This is a genomic window from Priestia sp. SB1 (assembly GCF_038898415.1).
In genome coordinates, this window is record NZ_JBBJSS010000008.1 from 1 (window position 1) to 22,090 (window position 22,090).

The 22,090-nt window shown below is 34.7% G+C and carries 21 protein-coding genes and 2 pseudogenes; 6 read left to right on the forward strand and 17 right to left on the reverse strand.

The window, feature by feature from the left end; all coding sequences use genetic code 11:
- The first annotated feature begins 498 nt into the window (after positions 1-498).
- The gene (locus WKH56_RS26120; RefSeq protein ID WP_310884341.1) at positions 499-2,100 is read left to right on the forward strand and encodes a Na+/H+ antiporter NhaC family protein; all 1,602 of its coding nucleotides are present in this window, start codon (positions 499-501) and stop codon (positions 2,098-2,100) included.
- Between the two features lie 475 nt (positions 2,101-2,575).
- Here WKH56_RS26120 and WKH56_RS26125 read toward each other — a convergent pair whose 3' ends face one another.
- From WKH56_RS26125 to WKH56_RS26150, 6 genes are all read right to left on the reverse strand, one after another.
- On the reverse strand, positions 2,576-3,676 hold the full coding sequence (locus tag WKH56_RS26125; protein WP_063247038.1) for a GerAB/ArcD/ProY family transporter: 1,101 nt from the start codon (positions 3,674-3,676) through the stop codon (positions 2,576-2,578).
- A 256-nt stretch (positions 3,677-3,932) separates the two neighbouring features.
- Entirely contained in the window at positions 3,933-5,162 is a 1,230-nt protein-coding gene (locus WKH56_RS26130; RefSeq protein ID WP_221833565.1) for a Ger(x)C family spore germination protein, read from the reverse strand.
- A complete protein-coding gene (locus WKH56_RS26135) occupies positions 5,152-6,774 on the reverse strand; it encodes a spore germination protein (RefSeq protein WP_168760637.1) in 1,623 nt (540 codons plus the stop codon). The genes WKH56_RS26130 and WKH56_RS26135 overlap by 11 nt, the downstream gene beginning before the upstream one ends.
- A gap of 246 nt (positions 6,775-7,020) precedes the next feature.
- Positions 7,021-8,559 carry an MDR family MFS transporter gene (locus tag WKH56_RS26140; protein WP_048018712.1) on the reverse strand — a complete coding sequence of 513 codons (1,539 nt, stop codon included), beginning with the start codon at positions 8,557-8,559 and terminating at the stop codon, positions 7,021-7,023.
- 83 nt (positions 8,560-8,642) lie between these two features.
- Positions 8,643-9,269, reverse strand: a complete 627-nt coding sequence (locus WKH56_RS26145) for a PadR family transcriptional regulator (protein ID WP_048018711.1) — start codon at positions 9,267-9,269, stop codon at positions 8,643-8,645.
- Between the two features lie 284 nt (positions 9,270-9,553).
- Complete coding sequence (locus tag WKH56_RS26150; protein ID WP_048018710.1) at positions 9,554-9,775, reverse strand: DUF3006 domain-containing protein; 222 nt, start codon at positions 9,773-9,775, stop codon at positions 9,554-9,556.
- A 282-nt stretch (positions 9,776-10,057) separates the two neighbouring features.
- Between WKH56_RS26150 and WKH56_RS35170 the strand changes: the two are divergent.
- Positions 10,058-10,171 (forward strand): annotated as a pseudogene (locus WKH56_RS35170) (DUF8096 family protein); the annotation flags it as partial.
- 189 nt (positions 10,172-10,360) lie between these two features.
- Here the strand turns inward: WKH56_RS35170 and WKH56_RS26155 are convergent.
- A pseudogene (locus WKH56_RS26155) lies at positions 10,361-10,649 on the reverse strand (glutaredoxin domain-containing protein).
- 284 nt (positions 10,650-10,933) lie between these two features.
- Here WKH56_RS26155 and WKH56_RS26160 point away from each other — a divergent pair.
- The gene (locus WKH56_RS26160; protein WP_048018709.1) at positions 10,934-11,167 is read left to right on the forward strand and encodes an alpha/beta-type small acid-soluble spore protein; all 234 of its coding nucleotides are present in this window, start codon (positions 10,934-10,936) and stop codon (positions 11,165-11,167) included.
- A 115-nt stretch (positions 11,168-11,282) separates the two neighbouring features.
- On the opposite strand, the gene WKH56_RS26165 is transcribed toward WKH56_RS26160, so the two are convergent.
- From WKH56_RS26165 to WKH56_RS26185, 5 genes are all read right to left on the reverse strand, one after another.
- Positions 11,283-11,948, reverse strand: coding sequence for a hypothetical protein (locus WKH56_RS26165; RefSeq protein ID WP_048018708.1), 666 nt, complete (start codon positions 11,946-11,948; stop codon positions 11,283-11,285).
- Positions 11,949-11,998: 50 nt separating this feature from the next.
- Positions 11,999-12,148, reverse strand: coding sequence for a hypothetical protein (locus WKH56_RS26170; RefSeq protein ID WP_155404441.1), 150 nt, complete (start codon positions 12,146-12,148; stop codon positions 11,999-12,001).
- A 43-nt stretch (positions 12,149-12,191) separates the two neighbouring features.
- Positions 12,192-12,926, reverse strand: a complete 735-nt coding sequence (locus tag WKH56_RS26175) for an alpha/beta fold hydrolase (protein WP_310884340.1) — start codon at positions 12,924-12,926, stop codon at positions 12,192-12,194.
- Between the two features lie 743 nt (positions 12,927-13,669).
- Positions 13,670-14,035, reverse strand: coding sequence for a darcynin family protein (locus WKH56_RS26180; RefSeq protein ID WP_048018706.1), 366 nt, complete (start codon positions 14,033-14,035; stop codon positions 13,670-13,672).
- A 204-nt stretch (positions 14,036-14,239) separates the two neighbouring features.
- Positions 14,240-15,360, reverse strand: a protein-coding gene (locus tag WKH56_RS26185) for an IS3 family transposase (protein ID WP_310884339.1) whose coding sequence is annotated in 2 segments (ribosomal slippage) — positions 14,240-15,111 and positions 15,111-15,360 — 1,122 coding nt in all. Because the reading frame shifts where the segments join, the coding sequence is not laid out codon by codon here.
- Positions 15,361-15,685: 325 nt separating this feature from the next.
- Here WKH56_RS26185 and WKH56_RS26190 point away from each other — a divergent pair.
- Positions 15,686-15,997, forward strand: a complete 312-nt coding sequence (locus tag WKH56_RS26190; protein ID WP_048018699.1) for a hypothetical protein — start codon at positions 15,686-15,688, stop codon at positions 15,995-15,997.
- A gap of 167 nt (positions 15,998-16,164) precedes the next feature.
- The gene (locus tag WKH56_RS35175) at positions 16,165-16,266 is read left to right on the forward strand and encodes a DUF8096 family protein (protein ID WP_478354407.1); all 102 of its coding nucleotides are present in this window, start codon (positions 16,165-16,167) and stop codon (positions 16,264-16,266) included.
- Positions 16,267-16,455: 189 nt separating this feature from the next.
- Here WKH56_RS35175 and aspA read toward each other — a convergent pair whose 3' ends face one another.
- Positions 16,456-17,898, reverse strand: a complete 1,443-nt coding sequence (gene aspA / locus WKH56_RS26195) for an aspartate ammonia-lyase (RefSeq protein WP_310884338.1) — start codon at positions 17,896-17,898, stop codon at positions 16,456-16,458.
- Between the two features lie 37 nt (positions 17,899-17,935).
- Positions 17,936-19,207 carry a cation:dicarboxylate symporter family transporter gene (locus tag WKH56_RS26200; protein WP_221833569.1) on the reverse strand — a complete coding sequence of 424 codons (1,272 nt, stop codon included), beginning with the start codon at positions 19,205-19,207 and terminating at the stop codon, positions 17,936-17,938.
- Positions 19,208-20,157: 950 nt separating this feature from the next.
- On the opposite strand from WKH56_RS26200, the gene WKH56_RS26205 reads away from it, so the two are divergent.
- The gene (locus WKH56_RS26205; protein WP_243494471.1) at positions 20,158-20,343 is read left to right on the forward strand and encodes a DUF8096 family protein; all 186 of its coding nucleotides are present in this window, start codon (positions 20,158-20,160) and stop codon (positions 20,341-20,343) included.
- A 306-nt stretch (positions 20,344-20,649) separates the two neighbouring features.
- Here the strand turns inward: WKH56_RS26205 and WKH56_RS26210 are convergent, their stop codons facing one another.
- The 3 genes from WKH56_RS26210 to WKH56_RS26220 form a co-directional block, all read right to left on the reverse strand.
- Complete coding sequence (locus WKH56_RS26210; RefSeq protein WP_255219823.1) at positions 20,650-20,775, reverse strand: hypothetical protein; 126 nt, start codon at positions 20,773-20,775, stop codon at positions 20,650-20,652.
- A gap of 33 nt (positions 20,776-20,808) precedes the next feature.
- A complete protein-coding gene (locus WKH56_RS26215) occupies positions 20,809-21,081 on the reverse strand; it encodes a GlsB/YeaQ/YmgE family stress response membrane protein (protein WP_048018696.1) in 273 nt (90 codons plus the stop codon).
- Positions 21,082-21,377: 296 nt separating this feature from the next.
- Entirely contained in the window at positions 21,378-21,857 is a 480-nt protein-coding gene (locus WKH56_RS26220; protein ID WP_063247027.1) for a site-2 protease family protein, read from the reverse strand.
- Positions 21,858-22,090: the final 233 nt, after the last annotated feature.

Here is a 22,090-nt window from a genome sequence, read left to right on the forward strand (position 1 = left end):
GACCCCTGTAGAATACAGAATTCAATCCTCATTAGCTGCCTAAATAACGTGTCTAACTTTTTGGGTTCAGTTCAAATTGTTCAGTTGATTTTTCAAGTAGTTTTTTCTGGTTCACGATTTTCAATTTGCAACAGTGAGAATTACCAAACTGACGCTTCACAGCGTCCTTTCTATTTTGGTCCGGTTAAAATATTTTCATACCCATATAAAAGTAAATGCCCCTAAACGGTCTAATTTAGGGGCATTTACTAGCTCAATTCATAGAAAGGTGTGTTGAGTTCATTTTTTAATAGTATGTTTGCCCTTTAGAACGTATGACAATTTATTAAAAAATGAAAAGCTACCTTTCATAAAGGTAGCTATGTCTACAAGTACGTTAGGTTGTAAGTGGAGCTACAATGCTTCTTAAGTAGTTTGTTCGAAGGATATTGCTCAAATGCATAAGATACCCTCTTTTCAAAAAGAATAAAAAAAGTGTTTGAAAGAGGTGTTGTTTTTATGGCAGGAACTTGGGCGTGCCTAATTCCATTTATTCTCGTAATTCCAATTTCAATATTGACCAAACAAGTACAGTCTGGTTTATTTGTGGGGCTGTTAGTTGGGAGCTATCTCCTTTATCCGGACATATTAGGTGGGGCTGAACACGTAATTAAATACTTAATTAACAATATTGTTGTCACAAATAATATTCGAATTATTGTTTTTCTATATGCATTCGCTGGGCTAGTAGGGATTATAAAATTAACCGGAGGAATTAAAGGATTTGTTCATTTAATTAGTAAAAAGGTAAAAACAAAAAAGAGTGCCATGATCCTTGCATGGGTTTCCACTCTTGGTACATTCAGCGAGCCTGATTTTCGTATCGTAACGATTGCTCCGATTATGAAAGCATTAAGTAAACGTCTTGGTATGTCTAAAAAGAGAATCGCTTATGCAATTGAATTTACCGCAAACCCAGCTATTGCTTTGATTCCAGTTGCAACGGCTTTTGTAGGGTACATGGTATCCATTATTGGCCAATCCCTCAAAACATCTGGAATCCATGAATCAGCTTACATGGTTTATGTAAAGAGTATACCTTTTAATTTTTTCTCCATTGTCATTATCTTAGTGGGCGTATATTACAGTTTTTTCAAAAAAGAGAAAGAAAACGAAGACGAACATATGGAGAACGCCCAAAAGAATCATCAAGCAAAATCTTTTAATCAAAATGAAAATACAAAACATAAACCACCACACACGACTGTTTTTAATGCTAAAAGAAGCAATTTAAAGAGTTCATTTAACATGGAGGCAGGAACAATCGTTGATGAACCAGATATTCATGGGGAAAGGACGGGAATGTTTGATCGAAACACTCCAAACCATGCGGATCAGCAAGAAGATTTAGATGCAGCTCACCGTGCCTATATTAAGGATACGCCAATACGTCCGTGGAATTTAATTGTCCCTATAGCTTTATTTTTATTGTTAACTCTGTTTCTCAGCTGGTGGGATGGTCATTCCAAAGCAAATGGCTTTTTTAATGCGTTTATAAAGAGCGATATGTTAGGAGTCATGTTAACTTCGTTATTAATCGCTATTATCATAGCATTTGCTATTTTTATCTTTCAGCGATTTCCAGTTAGCACCCTTGTTACCCATTTTGTGAAGGGTGGAAACGAATTGGTTAACGTTATCATTATGTTAGCACTTATTTGGGCTGTAACAGCTGTTTCGGAAGATCTAGGATTTTCCAAGTACATTACTTCTCATTTAACACCTTGGATATCTCATATGTTTATTGCTCCATCACTTTTCATCTTAGGAGCCGTGATTTCCTATTTTATTGGCTCATCGTGGGGAACATGGGGACTTTTAATGCCTCTCGGCGTAACATTAGCAACCCAATCGCATACAAGCATTTTAATGGCAATTGGTGCTGTCTTTGCTAGTGGTACATTTGGAGCATTTGCGTCCCCTCTCAGCGACAACACCGTGACAACCTGTACAGTTTTAGGAATAGATGTAGTTAAATATGCTCGTTCAAAACTTGTTCCAGCACTGATAGCTGCAGGTATTTCTGTGGTTTTATACGTTGGTTTTTCGTTCTTCGGATAGGATTTGGATAAGTAACTATTTATAGATAAAAAACACTAGCCTTAAGCTAGTGTTTTTTACGCTGTAAGCTACATTGTACCAAGTAGAAAAAAGAAGTGTCTTATCATTTACTTATAGTCAACAAGTATCAAGTTTTCTAAGACATGTTTACACTAGTATACCTACATGTCTTGATGCCAGCTTAAAGGTATTTTGCAGGGGACTAATAACTAATGGCAGATAGAATATTTTTTAAATAAGGAGTCTTAAGATAGTTAGTTTTTTCTTAATTGAAAGTATGCATATACACTTAGCGCAATAGATACTGTGACAATGCATGTAAGGGGAAAGAGGATCGTATTGATAAAATGATCATAGAACCACGTATACAGAAAAAACACCTCTCATGATTGGAATTCGCGCTTATAACTAATGTTTCGTAATTATTAGTGGCGTTTGAATTTTTTATTATCCTGAAAATTAGTAAACAAACCTGTTATGCTTTCTGCTTCTTTCTATTTTTCAAGAATGCAACTAGAAAAAGCAGAACCGGAATAATTGCTACGAGAGGAATATGAACAACAAACATTGCCATCTTTAGTCCTTCATAGTTATGTTCTTGAACATTGCTAGCAATAGTAATTGACAAAAAGAGAATGATTAGCCCAAATGGGTACGATAACCTTGATGGCGACTTCACATGAAATAAATTAGCTGCTCCTATTACAGCTGCATAAAATAACAAGCAGATTTTAAAGAAAATAGTGATAATTAAACCAAGCATAAAAAATACATCAAGTCGTTCTAAGAAATCGGCCACCTGGATACTTTCAACTGTACTAAGAAGAGGGAATTGGGAACGTGCAGTTAGATTAACACCGAGCACACTAATATTAATGAGCATCGTAATAACCAAATTAATTCCACTTAACCCGGTTGCACATAACATAGTCACTTTTGCCTTCTTAGGATTGTTCAAATAAGGCAAAATCATCGTAATTACAATAACTTCAGTAAATGGGAAATATAAAGTTTGCGTAAATACCACTTTTAAGACCGGTGATAACCCATTTTCCAAAATAGGCTGTAAATTTTTAAAATCAATTAATCCAGAAGATACAATTAGAATGAATCCACCAATTGCAAGAACATACATAAATATAAAAAGTAGCTCTCCTGATCGAGCAATGACCTCAATGCCTTTTCTAACGGTATAAATGATGACAAGAATTAATAGGGCGTTCGCGATAAATAAAGGTGTATCTGGATAGGCAAAAGTCAACAGCATTTCACCAAAATCACGCAAAACCCTTGAAGCGTCGTACATAAAGTAAAGAATGTAAACAAAGGCTAATATGCTGCCTAATACTTTACCTAAAATTTTTTGCATGTATTGAGTGGGCAAAATATCTGGGTAATAGAGGTAAAGCCTGTGGTAGACCAGCAGTAAAACAAAGCTGACCAACATTCCAAGTAGAATTGCAAGCCATGCATCTTGTTTCGCATCAATTGCAAGAGGAACTAACAAAGCGCTGCCTAGTTCAAATAAGATCATTAATATAAAAAGCTGACTAGCACTAATTTTAGCTTTTTCCATCTAGTTCTCCTCCTTTCCATTTTCCTTTGTTTTTGGATTTTTTTGCAATAGATAATGAATTTCTTATAAAAGTAACAACAGTCTAAAAATACTTTTTTTAGCTAATTAAACGTACTTTATCTCCATATCATTCCTTTTTTTAAAAATCTATCAAAAGAAGAATGACAAAAATCACGATAACAAGAGGTACCATTAAATCACTTCCTAGTTGGTATAGGTCCATTAAAATAAAGAGTTGAATGGCACCTCCCTTTCTTTACTTTTGATTTTCTTTTACTCCTGAAAGGAAAGATTTATTTCGCAAACCAGCTCGACGTATATAGGCCTCCACTGTAATATCCACATCTATTTTTGGAAAATACACATCATTCCATTCTGATTCTAGTTTTTTAAATTGATTCGGTCTAGTACGATGAATTACCTCGCCAAATCCTAGAATATCTGTTCTGTTTTTTTGTGCTCGTCTAATAGCCATCTTTAAGTCTTTTTTAATCTTTTGCCTTACGGATTGTTCCATCTTTGTGATGATCTCTGGATTCGTAATATCAACAGGTACCTCCATATCACCAATATCTCCTTCAACACGTGTATGAACAGAAATATGCGGTTGGCCATTCTTTACTTGCCCAGTGACAATTGTTTTTTGTCTTACAGTTTGGTAAGCAATGGCTTGTTTCTTTCCTTCCCAATCAATATCAACATCAGTACCTTGAACTTTATCAAGGAGCCATACTGTTCCTAGTGCTGGTTTTCCATATAACCAATCGACTAGTTTTCCCTCTTTTAATACTGCAATACCAGAAGCTTGAAGTGTTGCTTCTGGTGCACTTTCCTGAAGGTTATCTAGCTTTTGTGCTTCCTGAGGATTACCCACTAGACGAAAACCTGATACAACGGTTCCTCTTCCAGAAGATTCAAGGCTCTTCATCACCTCTTGGAGGGATGTTTTTAAATTCTCTCCCCATTTTCTTTGTGTAAATTCTAAGGTTTTCAGTATTTTGTTTGCTGGAATCTTATCAACGGGAGTTAGCGTTTTTACAATATCAGCTGCAGAAGAATGATTAGCAATCACAATTGTTGATGTATTCCGAAACTCTGGATCTCGATCTAGACCATCAATTAAGGTATTTAGCCCTTCTTCTTTGGCTAATTTCTCTCCAACTACAACCAAATTTGTATGGGCATAATATAATCGTCGAGAGATTCGTCCGGAAGCTCGTCTACTTGCTTCGACTAAATTATCCCCTGAAGCTGAATAGATTGTAATAGGAGGGCTTTGTGTGCCTCCACCTCCTCCTTGCATTCCTCCTGCAACGTTACCAGGATTAATAATTTGAAGCGTTATGTGATATCTTCCATCTTTTGTTTTATCAATGCCCAGAGCTGCGACAATAGCAAGGTCTGTTAATTCTTTTTTACTCCAACAACTTGTAAGAAATAGTGTCATTGTCGCTATCAATAATAGAAAAATTGCTCTACGCTTCATTGTTGTCACCCTCTTCAAAATCACGATTTACCATATTACGAGATGCAGGAGGACGTGGCTGTTGATCTTCAGCTTCCCGAATCGTGTTAGAAGTAACTAATCGAGGTCTCTGTCTCAACGTCCACCATGGTAGCCTTACAACAGTGTCACCATTGTCAACGGGGATAAAGGGAGCAAATGGAGACATATAAGGAATTCCAAACGACCGTAAGCTAGACAAATGTACAACGATCAGTAGAAGACATAAAATAATACCATAGAAACCAAATGTTGCTGCACCAATCATAAATAAAAAACGAATTAAGCGAGCTGAAATGGCCATATTAAAAGAAGGTGTAGCAAAACTTGCAATGGCTGTAATCGATACAATAATGACCATTGCGGGGGACACAATACTTGCTTGAACAGCTGCTTGACCAATTACGAGAGCTCCAACAATCGAGACGGCTGAACCAATGGCTTTTGGCAAACGTATACCTGCTTCTCGTAAAATCTCAAAGGTTAATTCCATTAGTAAAGCTTCTACGAAGGCTGGAAAGGGAACGGCCTCTCTTTGTGCTGCGATTGCGACAATAAGAGTTGTTGGTACCATTTCTTGATGAAAAGTTGTAACTGCCACGTATGTAGCTGGCGCAATTAGCGAAATCATAAACATCAAAATACGCAAAAGACGAATAGAAGTCGCAATATCAAAACGCGCATAATAATCTTCAGCCGATTGGAAAAACTGTATAAACACAGCTGGTGCAATAAGTACAAAAGGGGTTCCATCCACAAATATAGCAATGCGTCCTTCTAACAGATTTCCTGCTACAACGTCAGGTCTTTCCGTATTGTATACAGTTGGAAAAGGAGTAGCTGTTTGATCCTCTATCAATTGTTCAATATAACCTGACTCCAAGATGCTATCAATGTCAATTCGTTCTAATCGCTCACGAACTTCATTAACAACTTTATCATTGGCAATGCCATGTATGTACATGAACGTTACATCTGTCTTTGTTACACGTCCAACTTTTATAGATTCCATCCATAAATCGGGAGTCTTAATGATGCGACGTACCATAGCTGTATTTGTTCCCAGGGACTCTGTAAACGCTCCTTTTGGTCCTCGCACAACCATCTCGGTAGTAGATTCCGCAATAGAACGTTTCTCACCGCCTGCTGTACTAGCACTTAACGCTTGTTCTACTCCATCCACTAAGATAAGAGTATCTCCTGCCATTAAAGCTCCAAATAAATCATCAAAATTAGTGATGGGAGATATGTTTCCAATCGTCATTATATCTTTAGAAAACAAATCTATCACATTGTATCGATTTATTTCGTTCTTATTATTATCTTTCATGATAGATTGCAAAATGTACTCTTGAATCGATTGATTGTCTACAATTCCTTCTATATAGACAATTGCCGTTCTCATGTTATAATTTTCTCCTATTTTTATCTCTCGAATGACGACATCTGAACTATTTCCAGTTTTTTGTTTGATTATGTTGAGATTGTCTGACAAAGAAATTTGTATCAATTCTTCTTGATGATTAGTATCTTGGTTCTCTTTATCCTGTGTTCGTTTCTTTTTTTGTTTACGATCTTTAAAAAACGAAGGCATAGATTTAAACACCCTTCTTTTAGTTTTTATTACTTTAACCATATAAGCTGTTTTTATGTAGAAAGGTGTCAGCAGAAAAACTCACGCGGGTCTCATTCATGATTCTTGGAACTGCTTGGTCTCTACTATTCCTTGTGATATTGATTACACATGCATATTAAAATAAAAAAGAAGTTATCAAGGGATAACTTCTTTTTTATTATGAATATCTATAAAGTTATTAACTCTTATTATAACTGAATTACTTTAATTGTTTATTTTCATTTTTTTATTCGACATTTCATTTTCCAGAGATGTTTTTAGTTGTTCTTTGCTCATTATTAGTGCGGCCACAAATGCAAGCACGGTAGGAATGAGCGCCCACATAAATGTATGGGCGATAGAAGAAGAAAGAACTCCTACAATTTTATCTAACACAGGTGCTGGGATATGAGCACGAGCCTCAGGCGCAAGAATTACGCGAGGATCGTTAAATGTTGGGTTGTTGACCATTTGATCTTGTCCTGCAAAAATCTCCTTAAGTTTAGAAGAAAATTCGTCCCGTTGAATGATTCCAAAAATGGTAATACCAAGCGTCATGCCTAATGAGCGAATAAAAGAAACGGTTGAGTTAACGGATCCTCTTTGTGCCGGCTCAAAATGATGAATTGCTGCGTTACTAAGAACAGAGAATGTTGCTCCAATTCCTAGTCCTGTAAGAATCATATAGATTGTAACCAAGAAACGACTTGTATCAGGACTCAACGTTGTTAGTAAGAATACACCTGCTCCTAGAATAATTGTAACGACAATCATAATGCTACGATAGCTTAATTTATTCATTAGAAAACCACCGGTTGTGGCTGAAACGACAGAGCCTAACATCATCGGAAGCAATACAAGACCTGAGTTAGTAGCTGTTCCTCCAAGCACACCTTGGATATAGATAGGGATATAAACTGAAGCCGTGATGAATGCCATCCCACTAAAAAGACCCAAGAGGTTACTTGTAGTAAATAAACGAACTTTGAACATTCGAAAAGATATAATAGGATCTTTTACTTTTCTTTCAATTAAAATAAAAGCAACAAATAATACGACAAAAGCAATGAATAAACTTAAGATTTCTCCAGAACTCCACTCATATTTATTACCGCCAAGCTCTAAGGCAAACATTAAGCTGACAATAGAGCCAACCAGAGTTACAGCACCCCACCAATCAATTTTTTGTTTGGTATGCACTGGTGATTCCTTGTAGAAAAATACGATAAATGCTAATGCTAGAAGTCCCAAAGGAATATTTACATAAAATACCCAGTGCCAGTTGATGTAATCTGTAATATAAGCACCTAACAAAGGCCCAAAAATACTCGACAAACCAAAAACTGCTCCAAATAAACCGCCTAGTTTACCACGTTTCTCAACAGGAACCGTATCAAACATAATAGTAAAAGCAATGGGGATAAGTGCTCCGCCGCCAATTCCTTGAATTGCTCGGTAAATACTGAGTTGGATAATACTTTCTGCTGTACCACACAAAATGGATCCAATTAAAAAGACGATTAGTCCAAAAATAAAAAACAACTTACGTCCAAACATATCTGAGAGCTTACCGAATATGGGCATTCCCGCCATTTCGGCTACCATATAAGCTGATGTAACCCAGACAAATTTATCGAGCCCACCAAGCTCTCCAACTATAGTTCCCATAGCAGTAGCGACAATGGTGTTGTCCATAGACGCCATTAAAATTGCTAGCAAAAGACCTGCCAGCACTAGCTTTAAATTACCTTGTTTTGCATTCATATTTAATCATTTTTCTCCTTTTGTAACACAATAAATTCTGAAAGTGTGTAAATTCTAAATAACTGAACAAGCACCAGCCAGGGCTAGTCCACTGGTTCTTCTTTAGAATTAAGATATAACGATATCTCGCGTAACCATTCCCAATCCCATTTTAATTTTTCATCTTGAATATCGTCGATGGTAGATTGGATCCATTCTAACTCAGCTAGTGACATAGTTCTCTGATATTCCACCTCAAGTAAGAATAAGCGTGGAATCCCCCTACTTGTCGCTATTTCCATCTGTTTTTCTACGTAAGCTAATGTTTGCTCTAAAGCCAGCACTCTTTTTTGAAGTTGCTCTTTCACGTCTTCAGGTGTTAAAAGAGGGAGGAAAGAAATAGCAGCTGGAAATTCTAAGAATTCCTGTTTGGGTGTAGAAAGCATTTCTCTTATCCACTCGTACGCAGCTTCTCTCCCTTCTTCTGTTACTTCATAAACAATTAAATCTGGTCTCCCTTCGTTCTGCTTTTTCTCTTGAATGACAATCGCTCTATCGCGATGCAAACGATCAATGGTTTGATAGATGCTATTTCGATAACGAACGTTAATAACTTCATCCTTTCCTCTCTCTTTAATAAGCTGTTGCATACGATATGGATGCATAGGCTCTTCAACGAGGAGACAAAGTATAGCTAAAGCAAGAGGTGATTTTTTAATTTTATTTTTCATAGTTATAATATTACTATTAATAACATTACTAAAGCAAGAGTGAGATAAATCCAATAAGTACGGAGATAGATTTATCAGTTCCTAAAATATATCCCTAACTAATTGACTTAATGTTTTTTTATTTCCAAAAGAATGTATGATGTACTTAAATCTCAAGCCTTAAATGGTTTTATGTAAATAAACAGTTCCCGTAATATGTCATAACAAAAAAGCCGAAACGGTAACTCTCGGCTTTTTGAATCACATGATATCTATATAACTTTGTATACAATTAGTAAGAGCGTTTAATCTTCCCAAACCTCATTTATTAGGTCTTCAATTTCTTTTGAGAGTTTTTTCGTTTCGCTTTTATCAACCTCAACTTTGTCTCCGATGATATAAACCACGTCCCCAACTTGTGTATCTCGAGGGAAGATATCTTTAGGGTAGTCCTTTGTCTCGCCTCTGATTTCCACAACAGCAAATCCCTCTTCAAACCGATCAATAATACCTTTTATCTTTTTCATAATTACCTCGATTTTTTAACAGAATAAGATGTTCGATCACCAGTGATAATAATTGTATCACTTTGGTCTGTTCGGAGAATACTTGCTCTAGAATTTTTTAGTAAGTTCGCTACTTGAGAAGAGAAATTGATAAAGCCTTAAAAACGCTACTAAACGGTTAATTTATGCTTATCATCATTGTACTAGATTCATGAGTTGAATAAAAAGAGACATTACATATTAGTCGTATAAAATATATAAAAACCTTTTATTTATCTATCTTTTTTCAACTTAAGTCTTGATAATAAGGTCAGTGGTAGGTGCGACAACTGCAGCTCAGCTTACTTCAAAAGTTCGGTAAAAGGTGGCATTTTCTTACGTGAATGTCGAGATTGCAGCATGAAGAAGAGCATCTAAGTATAGAGCTTATATAGTAAAAGGAGAGTGATTTTTACCCTTCTCCTAATTATGTAAATGTAAATGTAAATGTAGTTGTGTTGACTCATTTTTAGAATTAGAAATATTTACTCTATTACACTGACGAGACCTTGTATTACAAACTACTTTAAAACGTAAGGCATCCGTTAATCGCTCCTCTTTTACCCTCTAATAATCACCTATTACTGCCTGTTCTGTCATCGTGAGAGAACGAAGTTTCCGAGGAATAAAAGCTCTTATCTCTTCTTCTTTATATCCAATTTGCATTATTTTATGATCTTGTAGAAATAATTTCATCTGTACCCTTTTCTGTCATACTAAGAATAGTCTTAATTTCATCTTCTGTAATAGGTTCATACGATAAATTTCTCTCAATATAATCAATTTGATGTTTCTCAAGCCAAGCCTTTGCTTTTCGACAAGAAATACAGCTGGTTGTCGTATATAGATGAATCATTTTTCACACCTCGTCTATATGTATTTTTTCAATCTTTAATTAATCAATGTAAATAAAAGTATATAGATTTCTAATAAGTAAAAGCCACTTGTATACTACAAGTGGCTTTTCGCTACGTGGAATACATTAGATGATTCACGTATTATTCCCATCTCTATTGTAGCATAACTTATCTATCTGTTTAATGTATTCTCGTCTTACTACGGATGCAAACAAGAGGCTGGCAATCTACGGTGTTCTTCCTGCTTACTTGATATTCTTGTTTATCATCCTTTTTCTCCTACATGGCAAACAACAAAAGCAGCAACAACAACGAATTATTAGTATACGGTGCTGAACAAGCAATCGATCAAATGAAATATGAAATGGCGAGCGAATTTGGTGTAAACCTTGGTGCTAATACAACTGCACCTGCAAACGAATCAATAGGTGGCGAAATCACAAAACGTTTTGTACAAATGACTGAACAACCACTTGGCAGGGGGACGTTTCTAAGACAATTTTATAATGATGGCTGAAGGAAGAATGGGTATCCATTCTTCTTTTTCCTTATTAAAATTAGACATATATACTTACATTTTAAAATAAAGATTTTGTTAAATGAAGCATCTCATAAGAATAAAAGACATCAATTTAATCTTTATCATGTATTGAAAAAGTAACATAACGCTGAGTTAAAAATAAAGAACAAATAAAGAATAGCTCAAAGATATTTATTATAGCTGTACTTGGAAGGTTAATGGGTATAGCACTTCCTGCAACCATAAGAGCTACTCCAATCATCATTATCTTCCATCGTGTTTCGCGATAGAGAGAAACTCCAACAACAAGTAAAATGAATGCCACAATAATAACCATTAAAGGTGGACCAGAGGCTCCTACAAGAGTATATCGAACAATGCCATACTCGCGTAATATCTCCGGATTTTTATTAATCGCTTCTATAATCTCATAACTAATAAGAGCAAGTGTACTCATTAGGAAGATGATTTTGAATATAAATTTGTTAACCCATTGAAGGTTAGATTGTTTAGCTACTCCATAAGCAAAAAGTAAAAGAGTAGGCGTGAATAAAGCATGGAACCAAAAGCGAAACATACTAAGAAGAAGGAGTACATTACCTTCCCCAATAAATGATCCCACAAAAATAATGATATTATCGTAAATCAAACCAACTATTACAAGAGGTAGAAATACCATATAAAAGGATACATTTCTTTTTTTAATAAGCTTTATGCTTAAAATCAGCAACGTTAAATAGCAAATACTAAACAGAAAATAGAGTATTGTATCAATCATTTTTTTCTCCTTGATTATTTAAGTCGAAACTAAAAGCTAAGTCTTATAATTTATTTTAGTGTCCCATCCCAAAGTTGCTTTTGTTCATTTAGCAATTGGCAACTTTTCCACTCCTTGCGCGTATTATTTTTTACTTTTACCTTTTGAACTGGAATGTTTTTTGCTCTTAAGGCTTTGATTAAAAGATCTATTGAATTCATAAAAGTCACCCTTCAACAAAATTCTCTTATAACAAACCATTAATTAGTTAATATTTTCTTTTAACCATGTTGAAGTAACACGAACCATTTCGTTCTGTTGTTTCTTTACAGATATAGATGATTTAGAGTCACCTTTCTGTGCTCCATAAATGCCAAATTGACCATGATTACCACCTTTTATTTCATGCATGGTTGTTTGTTGGGACAATAAATGCTTTGTATCTTCAATTTTTTCTACGGTTGATAAACCATCTTTTTCACCATAAATTGAAAGCATAGGAAGATTCTTATTTGAGAAATCAGTTCCTTCATCTGGATAAGAACCTAACAAGAACACACCATCAATTTCTTTAGGATGATTATAAGCAAATTTAGATGCAGTAACCCCGCCTAAGGAATGACCACCTACAACCCATTTTTGGACAGAGGAGTGAGCATCTATTATCTCCTGTGCTTTATTAGAGTCAAATAATGCAAAGTTAAAATTCACATTAGGTATAGCCACTAAATAACCTTGTTTTGCTAATTGTTTACCGTAATAGCTGTACGCTTCCGGTTCTACTTTTGCTCCAGGATACAACACAATTCCCACTTGATTATTATTTTTCGAGTTAAAAATAATCCAATCGTTTTCATACTTAATGTCCTTTTTATTCACAAGTGTATAAAGTTTTTGAGATGGTTCATACGTTTGTTGTGACCATGTAAAGAAACCAAGAAAACCTACCATGATCATTGCAACGAGACCAATGAAAAAATACGTCACTTTTTTCTTCATAGATGTATCCCCTTTCGTACTCCTTTGAATTTTTACAACTAATTCCCATTTCTATTTATGTTTTTATTCTAAGGACTTAGTGAGAGTTAGGTGAAACCTTACAAGTTAAGTAGCACTATATATTTAATTATATATACCAGAAGGTTAATTAATCAACTAGTTTAATTTTGGAAATATTTTGATCTGAAATAAGAGAAGTATGCTGAATTTCTGTATAAGATTAGGAGCTGTTGCAATCACTGCAAGTCAGCTTACTTCAAGAGCTCACTAAAATATCACATTTATCTTCAATAGTTAGGGAAGCTTCTGAACTCTCATTTACTTTATGCAAAAGGTGGACTATTAGGAATAGATACAGCATATAAAAACTCATTCCTTCTTACATAATTGGCTAACTCTTACCTACTGCGGTAAGGGTTCTTTGTTCTTTTCCGATTAGACAGACAAGATTACTGCAGTAGCTACATAGTATCTAAAGAATCTTAACTTCATCACCTATTTCAGTAACGTTACTGCGTTAATACAAGCTGTATACGCTTAGTGAAGCCCTTCATGGAATCTGTAAATGTTGTATCTAAAAAATAGGATATTCTGTTTTTGGGGATCACTACAAGAAAATGTGCGTATAAAAGCAGTGTATTTCACGATTGAAATTACACTGCTTTTGTTGTTGGAGCAAATATGCTGCTAAATAAATGAAGAAAGCCTAAAACACTCGATTTCTCTCTTATTACAATAAGGTTCTATCTGTGTTCAGGCCTCATTTCTAAGGATTCTTCCTCGAATTTTTGGTAGGCATTCTGTAATCCCATTATCACTTTTTTTATTTTAAAGTAGCCATTGGAATAAGCATATGTATCACGGATTTCTTCCCACATAAAATGATACATTTTTAAGTCTGATGTTTCACAAAAGATGAAATCGGTATAAGTACCGTCTCCAAACGCATCCGCGTCAAAGAATTTCACTTTAACATTCTCATTGTACTTTTCAATTATTGAATATAAATCTTCCGCAAGCTCTCTTCTTTTTTCACGTGTTAATGCTAACCACGTAGGATAAAACTCTAATAAAATTATAATGCCATGATTTAAGTTGTTTTTTTTCATCTTATTATCTCCTTTAGATTCACCAGAAATACAATGTAATTATACTACCTTTTAGTATTTAATGGTAAAATCGGTTTTCTTTACCGTTTAAATACTCGAATAAGTTAAATAGAGAAGGACCCCTACTAGGCTCTTTTAAATGCTCTAATGAAAATTAACATCATTTTTCTTTTAATCTGTTGCCATTGGTATGTTAAAACTAAACTAGACAGTTTTTTTAAGGTGTTTCATTTTGTATTGAATAGGACTCATATAATCAAGGGTTCCGTGGATACGCAAGTGATTAAACCAATGGACATAGTCTTGTAATTCCCTTGTTAATTCTTCTAGACTAGCGAAATTTCGCCCGTTCACAAATTCCGTTTTAATGATTTTAAAGGTGGCTTCAGCGACCGCATTGTCATATGGACAACGTTTCATGCTTAACGATCTTCCGATTGTAAATGTCTCTAGTGCTTTATCTATGAGGTTATTTTTAAATTCATTCCCTCGGTCCGTATGGAAGAGCTGAATTTGATGAAGATTTGCTTTTATGGATGCAAACGCTCGATAAACCAAGAGGGCATCCTTATTGGCGCCTACACTATAACCAATGATTTCTCGATTAAAGAGATCGACAAATACACATATGTAAGACCATTTTTTATCTACTCTTACATACGTGAGATCACTGACGACAACGGACAACACTCTCTCTTGCTTGAACCGTCGGTTCCATTTGTTTTTTTGTTCGGATTCATTTGGTTCAGTAGAACATGGTTTAAACTGAGCGACTGTGTAGATAGAAACTAAACCTTGCTCTTTCATGATGCGGCTAATGCGGCGTCTTGAGACAACTTTCCCTTGTTTCTTTAACTCATACTTAATTTTGTGTGTCACATAAACCTGACGATTGGCATGGGAAATGTCTATGATGGCAGAGGTAACGTCATCTTCCGTCGGACGCTCCTTCGCTTCATAATAATACGTACTTCTCGGGAGTTGTAGGACTTTGCACATTGCTGATATCGAGTATTTGTGTTGGTTATTTTTAATCACTTTTACTTTCGTCCTAGTATCAGCGCGGCTTGCTTTAAAATATCATTCTCCATTTCTAATTGTTTATTTCGTTTGCGAAGCTCCATCAGTTCTTTTTGTTCCTCGGTCAGGTTATCTTTTTCGTTAAACGAACCAGATGTTTGACTTTGCTCTATCCACTTATCTAAAGTCGAAGGAGTCAAGTCATATTCATGAATGATCTCTTTTCTTGGTTTTCCGTTCTGATACAGCTGCACCATCTGTTGTTTAAATTTCTTTGTAAATGTTCGACGTTCTCTTCTGGTCATTGTAGATGCTCCTTTAGTATGTTATCTGTAGTCTACTTGACCTTAAAAATTCTGTCCAACTGAGTGTAGCCTATCCACCCAGTGGGTTTTTATTTAAAGCTTAATAAGGATGACTATGTAAATGACCCCTACATTATAAAATGTAGAAAGATGAAGTAGAGGCGATATCCATATTCGGGAAAACTTTAGAGTTTTTATCGAAAAAGAACATCTGTTCGTATATAATGTAAAAAAGGAAAAACCTCATATTTTTCCTTAATTGAAACATATAGGATATTTAATACAGAGATAATTTACAATTAGTTTTTATGGGGGAGAAAAAGCGATGAATTCTACATACCATCATTTAAAAGATACAAAAAAAGAAGAAGGGCAAAAAGAATTACTTGAGAGAAACCTAGAAGCTCATAGAAGTAGAAGATGGGTAACCAACTCTATTTACGCCATGTCCCTACTTGTAGTCGTACTTTGTTTCTATTTTCATGTACCACAGGCTGCAATTATTACTCTAATCTTATTTTTGATATGTGCAACTAGCGAAATACTATATAGAGCGTTAGATAAAAAGATAGAACTACGGTTAAAACGGATTAAACAGGAGAAAAGAAAGATCATATTTAAAGGAAATAAATCCTAACAGCTTTTCTATAAATTCCTTTCTGCTATACAGATTTGAAATTATTTTTCACATGAGAACGAAGAAGAAAGAGTTAGCTTCGTTATAGAATAAAGTAAAAAAGCAGTTCTTTAACTACTCAAGGACTGCTTTTTTACTTTATAGAAGAGAAAGAGTAGCAAAAAATCATCCTTGATAAAGTTTACGACTATGCTGAATTTCCGAATAAAGTTAATGTCCAATGCGATAACTGCAATTTATCTTACTTCAAAAGTTCTATAAAAAGTTGAATTCGTCTACGTGAACGTCGAGAGTGTGCCATGAAGAAAAGCATTTAGGTAGTACTTGGACTATAAAAAATAGCCTGGTTTGAATGGCATGTGGTATTTTTAGACGTTTATACCGAAAATAAGCCACCTAGGGATATCCCAAGTAGGTGGCTTATACGATAAACTTAATATGGAGCAAGCTGTTAAAAATTAATTTCTGTCAAAAAGAGAGCTGCCAGATATGCCTGGGTTCGTCATTTCATAGGGATTTAAAATTAACTCAAGCTCCTCCTCAGTCAATACGTCATATTGCAAACATAGTTCTCGTACCCACTTTCCATTTAAAATAGCCTCTCTAGCAATTCGTGCTGCTACTTCATATCCGATATGTGGATTTACGGCTGTAATAATCCCTACACTTTTTTCTACATACTCTTTTAAACGTCCCTCATTTGCTTCAATGCCTCTTAGACAATGGTCTGTGAAGACGTGGAATGCGTTATTCATAATACTGATTGACTGAAGCAAGTTAAATACAAGAACAGGCTCCATCACATTTAGTTCAAGCTGACCTGCTTCCGATGCCAGGCAAATTGTATGATCATTACCTATAACTTGAAAAGCTACTTGATTAATCATTTCAGGCATGACGGGATTGACCTTTCCAGGCATAATAGATGAACCAGGTTGACGAGCTGGTAATATAAGTTCAGCTAATCCTGCACGAGGACCCGACGCCATTAATCGGATATCATTCGCAATTTTAGACATATTAATCATGCAAACTTTTAAGCTAGCGGAGACTTCTGTATAAGCGTCTGTATTTTGAGTCGCGTCTACAAGATGATTGGCCTTCTTAAGTGGTAAACCACTAATATTTGCTAGATATCTTACAACATTTTCGATATAACGTGGATCTGCATTTAAACCCGTTCCAACTGCAGTTGCTCCCATATTAACCTCATATAAATGTCCATAAGATTGCTTAATACGTTTCATATCGCGCTCAAGAACACGACTATATGATTCAAATTCTTGACCAAGACGGATTGGAACCGCATCCTGTAGATGAGTACGTCCCATCTTTATAATAGAATCAAATTGTTCTGCCTTTTTCTGAAATACACTGTACATATAATTCATTGTTTTCAGTAACTTATTTAACAGATTAAGCGTTGCAATATGGATAGCAGTTGGGAATACGTCGTTTGTTGATTGTGACATGTTTACATGACTATTAGGGCTTAAATCGGAATAAGAACCTTTCTTGTGACCAAGTAACTCTAAAGCTCTATTTGCAATAACCTCATTTGCATTCATATTCATTGAGGTCCCCGCACCGCCCTGTATTGGATCAACAATAAATTGATTGTTTCTTTTCCCTTCAATAACCTCGTCTGCTGCTTCAATAATTGCATTACCTAACCCATCATATAACCTTTTTGTTTCCATGTTAGCAAGAGCAGCAGCCTTTTTAACGATCCCTAATGCTTTAATAAGTTCTGGGTGAATTTGATATCCTGTTATTGGGAAGTTTTCAACTGCACGTAAAGTTTGAATCCCATAATAAGCATAATTAGGAACTTCTTTTGTTCCTAGGAAATCTTTTTCAATTCTTACATTTTGTTTTTCTGGTATTTCTATATTTGTCATAACATTGATCTCCTTCTTTACATAAAAAGAAATTTTTTTATGCTACGTCCGATTTTCTAATAGAATCTGTATAATGCTTTGCTTTTTCTTTGTCGAATCCGCCTTCCCACTTAGACATCACAATAGCAGCTAATGCGTTACCTACTACGTTGACAGATGTACGAAGCATATCTAAAATACGATCAATACCAGCAATGAATGCCATACCTTCTAGAGGTAATCCCATTGATCCCAATGTTGTTAATACAACAACAAATGAGGCGCCCGCAACTCCTGCCATTCCCTTAGAAGTCAACATCAACACAAGTAAAAGTGTAATTTGTTCTACGAAAGATAAATGAATCCCATACATTTGTGCAATGAAAAGGGCAGCAATGGCTTGGTAAATGGATGATCCATCAAGGTTAAAGGTATATCCTGTCGGAATAACAAATGATGTGACAGCTTTCGGACAACCAAAGTTCTCCATTTTAGTCATTAACCTTGGCAATACTGCTTCAGAGCTTGCGGTTGTAAACGCTAAAATCAACTCATCTTTTAAGATTTTTATAAGGACTAAAACATTAGTTCCAGCCATCTTTGCAATAATACCTAATACTACAAAAACAAAGAAAATCATGGTCAGATATATAACGAGTACTAACTTTCCTAAAGGAATCAATGAACCGATTCCAAACTTCGCGACATTCAAACCAATTAAAGCAAATACCCCAAATGGAGCAAATTTCATAACTAAGTTTGTCATCCAAAACATGGATTCTAGTACGCCTTCAAAAAAGTTTAAAACTGGTTTACCTTTTTCCCCAATTGCTGCAACTCCTAGACCAAATAAGACTGAGAAAAAGATAATCGCTAATAAATTTCCTTCAGTTAATGATTGGAATATATTAGTTGGGATAATATGAACGATTTGAGCTGCTACACCTGCACTCTCAGTTGTTTTAGATGTTTCTTCATATTTGGATATGTCACCTTTCTCAAGGTTTCCCATATCTATACCACTACCTGGGTGGAATAAATTTGCGGCTAATAAGCCCACTGCTAATGCAATCGTAGTAACAATTTCAAAATAAAGAATGGTTTTTCCACCTAGTCTTCCTAGCTTTTTAATATCACCTACACCAGCTATAGATACGATTAGTGCAGATACAACGATAGGAATAACAATCATTTTGATTAGGTGAAGAAAAATATCTCCTAAAGGTTGAAGAGTGGCCATCGCTGTATTATTTCCATAAAAAATAGCGCCTATAGCAATCCCGAACGCAAGTCCAATAAATATTTGTGTAGCTAATCCCAATTTCTTCATAGTTGTAACCCCTTTCAATTTACAGTTCATTAAAACACTTAAAGAGAGCCTATGCATAGGCTAGCGTCTATAAAAAAAGACAATAATTAAAAATAAGTCCAATATGTAAATAATCTTTAAAATAAATGGTAATCATATAATTTGAAATTAACTCCCCCCTTCAGTAAAGCGTTTTCAAAATCTTTAATGTAAAATACACTTTTTCGGCTCACCTTATATACCTGAGCATATAGTATCATTTATAAAGAGATTTTCTATTATCCTTTTAACCTTTTGAAATCCTGTTTATTGTCTAACATTCATATAAACCTAGAAGTGACTGTTACTAGATTTATATGAATGTTAGACAAGAGTACCTTAATCTATTATCCCTTCATTTCAGATAAAGAAATATCTTCTTCTTTTATTTAGAGATAAGGAAATCATAACATTAGATATCTCTATAACTTGTTAAAATAATTAAATCTCTTAAAATGTTTTTCTTCAAATTAAATGATATCGCTTTCAAAAATTTCAATCGTAGTAACTACATATATCTTCTCTGAAAGCTAAAGGAATTTAGGATTTATTTCAAGTGTAACTTAATTAACTAAACTACAGCATTAAGTTGGGGTATCTCCTTCAGCCTCTTCATACTGTAATCTCATTATAATAAACATGCGTTTCTTGTATATAGGTAATGAATGGAATCAAAAAAATGATAATAACGAAAAGTATATTTTTAATTTCATGTTCTCTTTTTGCGTACTTCAGTTACATTATATTTATATACGACAGATAAATCAAGAAAATTATTATTCATTTCGCGTACATTTTATTTAGACAGGTCTCATAGAAGTAAATAATATTTTAATAACGACGAACTGTTATGGAAAAAACAAAGTAATTTTAACATACACCTTTTATATAGACCTAATTGTGTTAGTCTAATAAAAGTCAAATAGAAAAGAATGATCAACCTGGAAGAAATAAAAGAGCAAGAAATCGATTTTGATAAAGTGTATGACTATGTGGAATTTCCGAATAAGGTTAGTGGCCGTTGCGATCACTGTAACTCAGCTTACTTCAAAAGCTCCGTAAAAGGTGGCGTTTTCTTACATGAATGTAGAGAATGTGGCATGAAGAAGAGTATATAAATATATGATAACCAGGCCCTTCAGAATTTAAAGGGGCCTTTTGTTTATGTTTAATAAGGTTGAGTAATAGATACTTCAGTTTAAGTGAGGAAGCTAATCCCTAACCTATAAAAAAGCGCAGATTCTAGGGCCGTTTACGCCTGACCTACTGCAGTAATGAAGCATATCTGCACTTTATTTTTAAATATTTTCCATAATAATAAGCGACCCTATATACTGTAAACAAAGTTACTAAGGTCGCTTATACTATATTTTGATTTATTGTTTTTTTGTCTGTTTCTTTATAATAAAATATCTGTAATCTCATTAATCTTCTGACAGAATTTCGCTATCATTATTAATTTGATCGAATAAATAAGTAAGATAAGAATCTAGTTCAAATTGATTACCTTCAACAAAATCATATAGCATAGAATTATTTTCTTCTCTCATTTTTAATCACTCCAATTTAAGTTTTTTCAATTTTTATACATGATGACCATGATTCTTTTTTTGACCCATTTTTCTTAAAAGAAAGCTTACAATTAATACTAAAATGATTGATCCAATAATTGCTGGGATAATTGCAAAACCGCCAATGACTGGCCCCCAACTTCCCAAGATAAGGCCGCCCAACCAAGAACCAATAAAGCCAGCGATAATATTACCAATAATACCTCCAGGAACGTCGTGTCCCGTAATTAAACCGGCGAGCCACCCGATAATTCCACCTACAATTAGCATCCATAGAATCTCCATTACTACTTCCCTCCTTTTAAATTATTTAGTTAACTTTACCCCTCACTAAAACTCATTAATCTTGTTATTTTTTTCCTGATCAGAGTTTTTCTCGTATATAACCATCTACGCCTTACTTACTGCAGTAAGAGCTCCTTGTTGTTTTTTGAGTAGACAGGTAAATTTACTGCAGTAGCTACATCATAGTATCTAAAGAATTACGACTTGATTACTAATCAGTATCTATTTCAGTACCGTTGCCGCGTTAATACGCATTGTGGACGTCCAGTTTTAATTAGCCATTTTTCTTTCCTTTGTTAATCCGGATTACACGTTATCTTTCCATATCTTAATGCATCATAGATAGCTCGCCCATCACTTAAACTCGTTTCTGAATATTCAAAGGGTAAGAGCGAGAAAACAATATAATAAATAGAGAAATAAACAAATTGGTAAGAAAAGAGATTCTTTGAGAGAACACCCAACATAATTAAACCATACACAAGAAGGATAGACGCTACATTAGCTACGGTACCTCCAGCATAAACACAAGCATGAGTAAAACGGTTATCATACTTTAATTTTTCGTAAATACAAAAGGAGTGCAAAAAATAAATAGATTTTATTTTAATTTTCTTCCACCTAAAAATCGTTCTCCCCTGTCCAATGGTAAAATCGACCTTTCCTCCTAGAATGATAGCCATAAGTGAGTGCCCCAGTTGGTGAATAACAGACACAAGTGGAATGACAATCAAAAAAGAAAATAATAGTTTCGGCATATCACTCCATCCAAACATACCTGTCTCCCTTTCCTCTTAAAATAATCTTACATTTGATATTCCACATTTTCGCCTATCAAAACCGGTATTTTTATGAGGGCTGTATAAGAGAATGATGCTTTTCTATTCTTTGTATTTATGATTTCCATTAGGTTAACTAAATAATTAAACCGGACTTTCTTTACAATAAAAAGAGCTACCTCGAAATAGAAAAACTAACCTGAAGAGACATAAGAATACGAGGAAAGAGC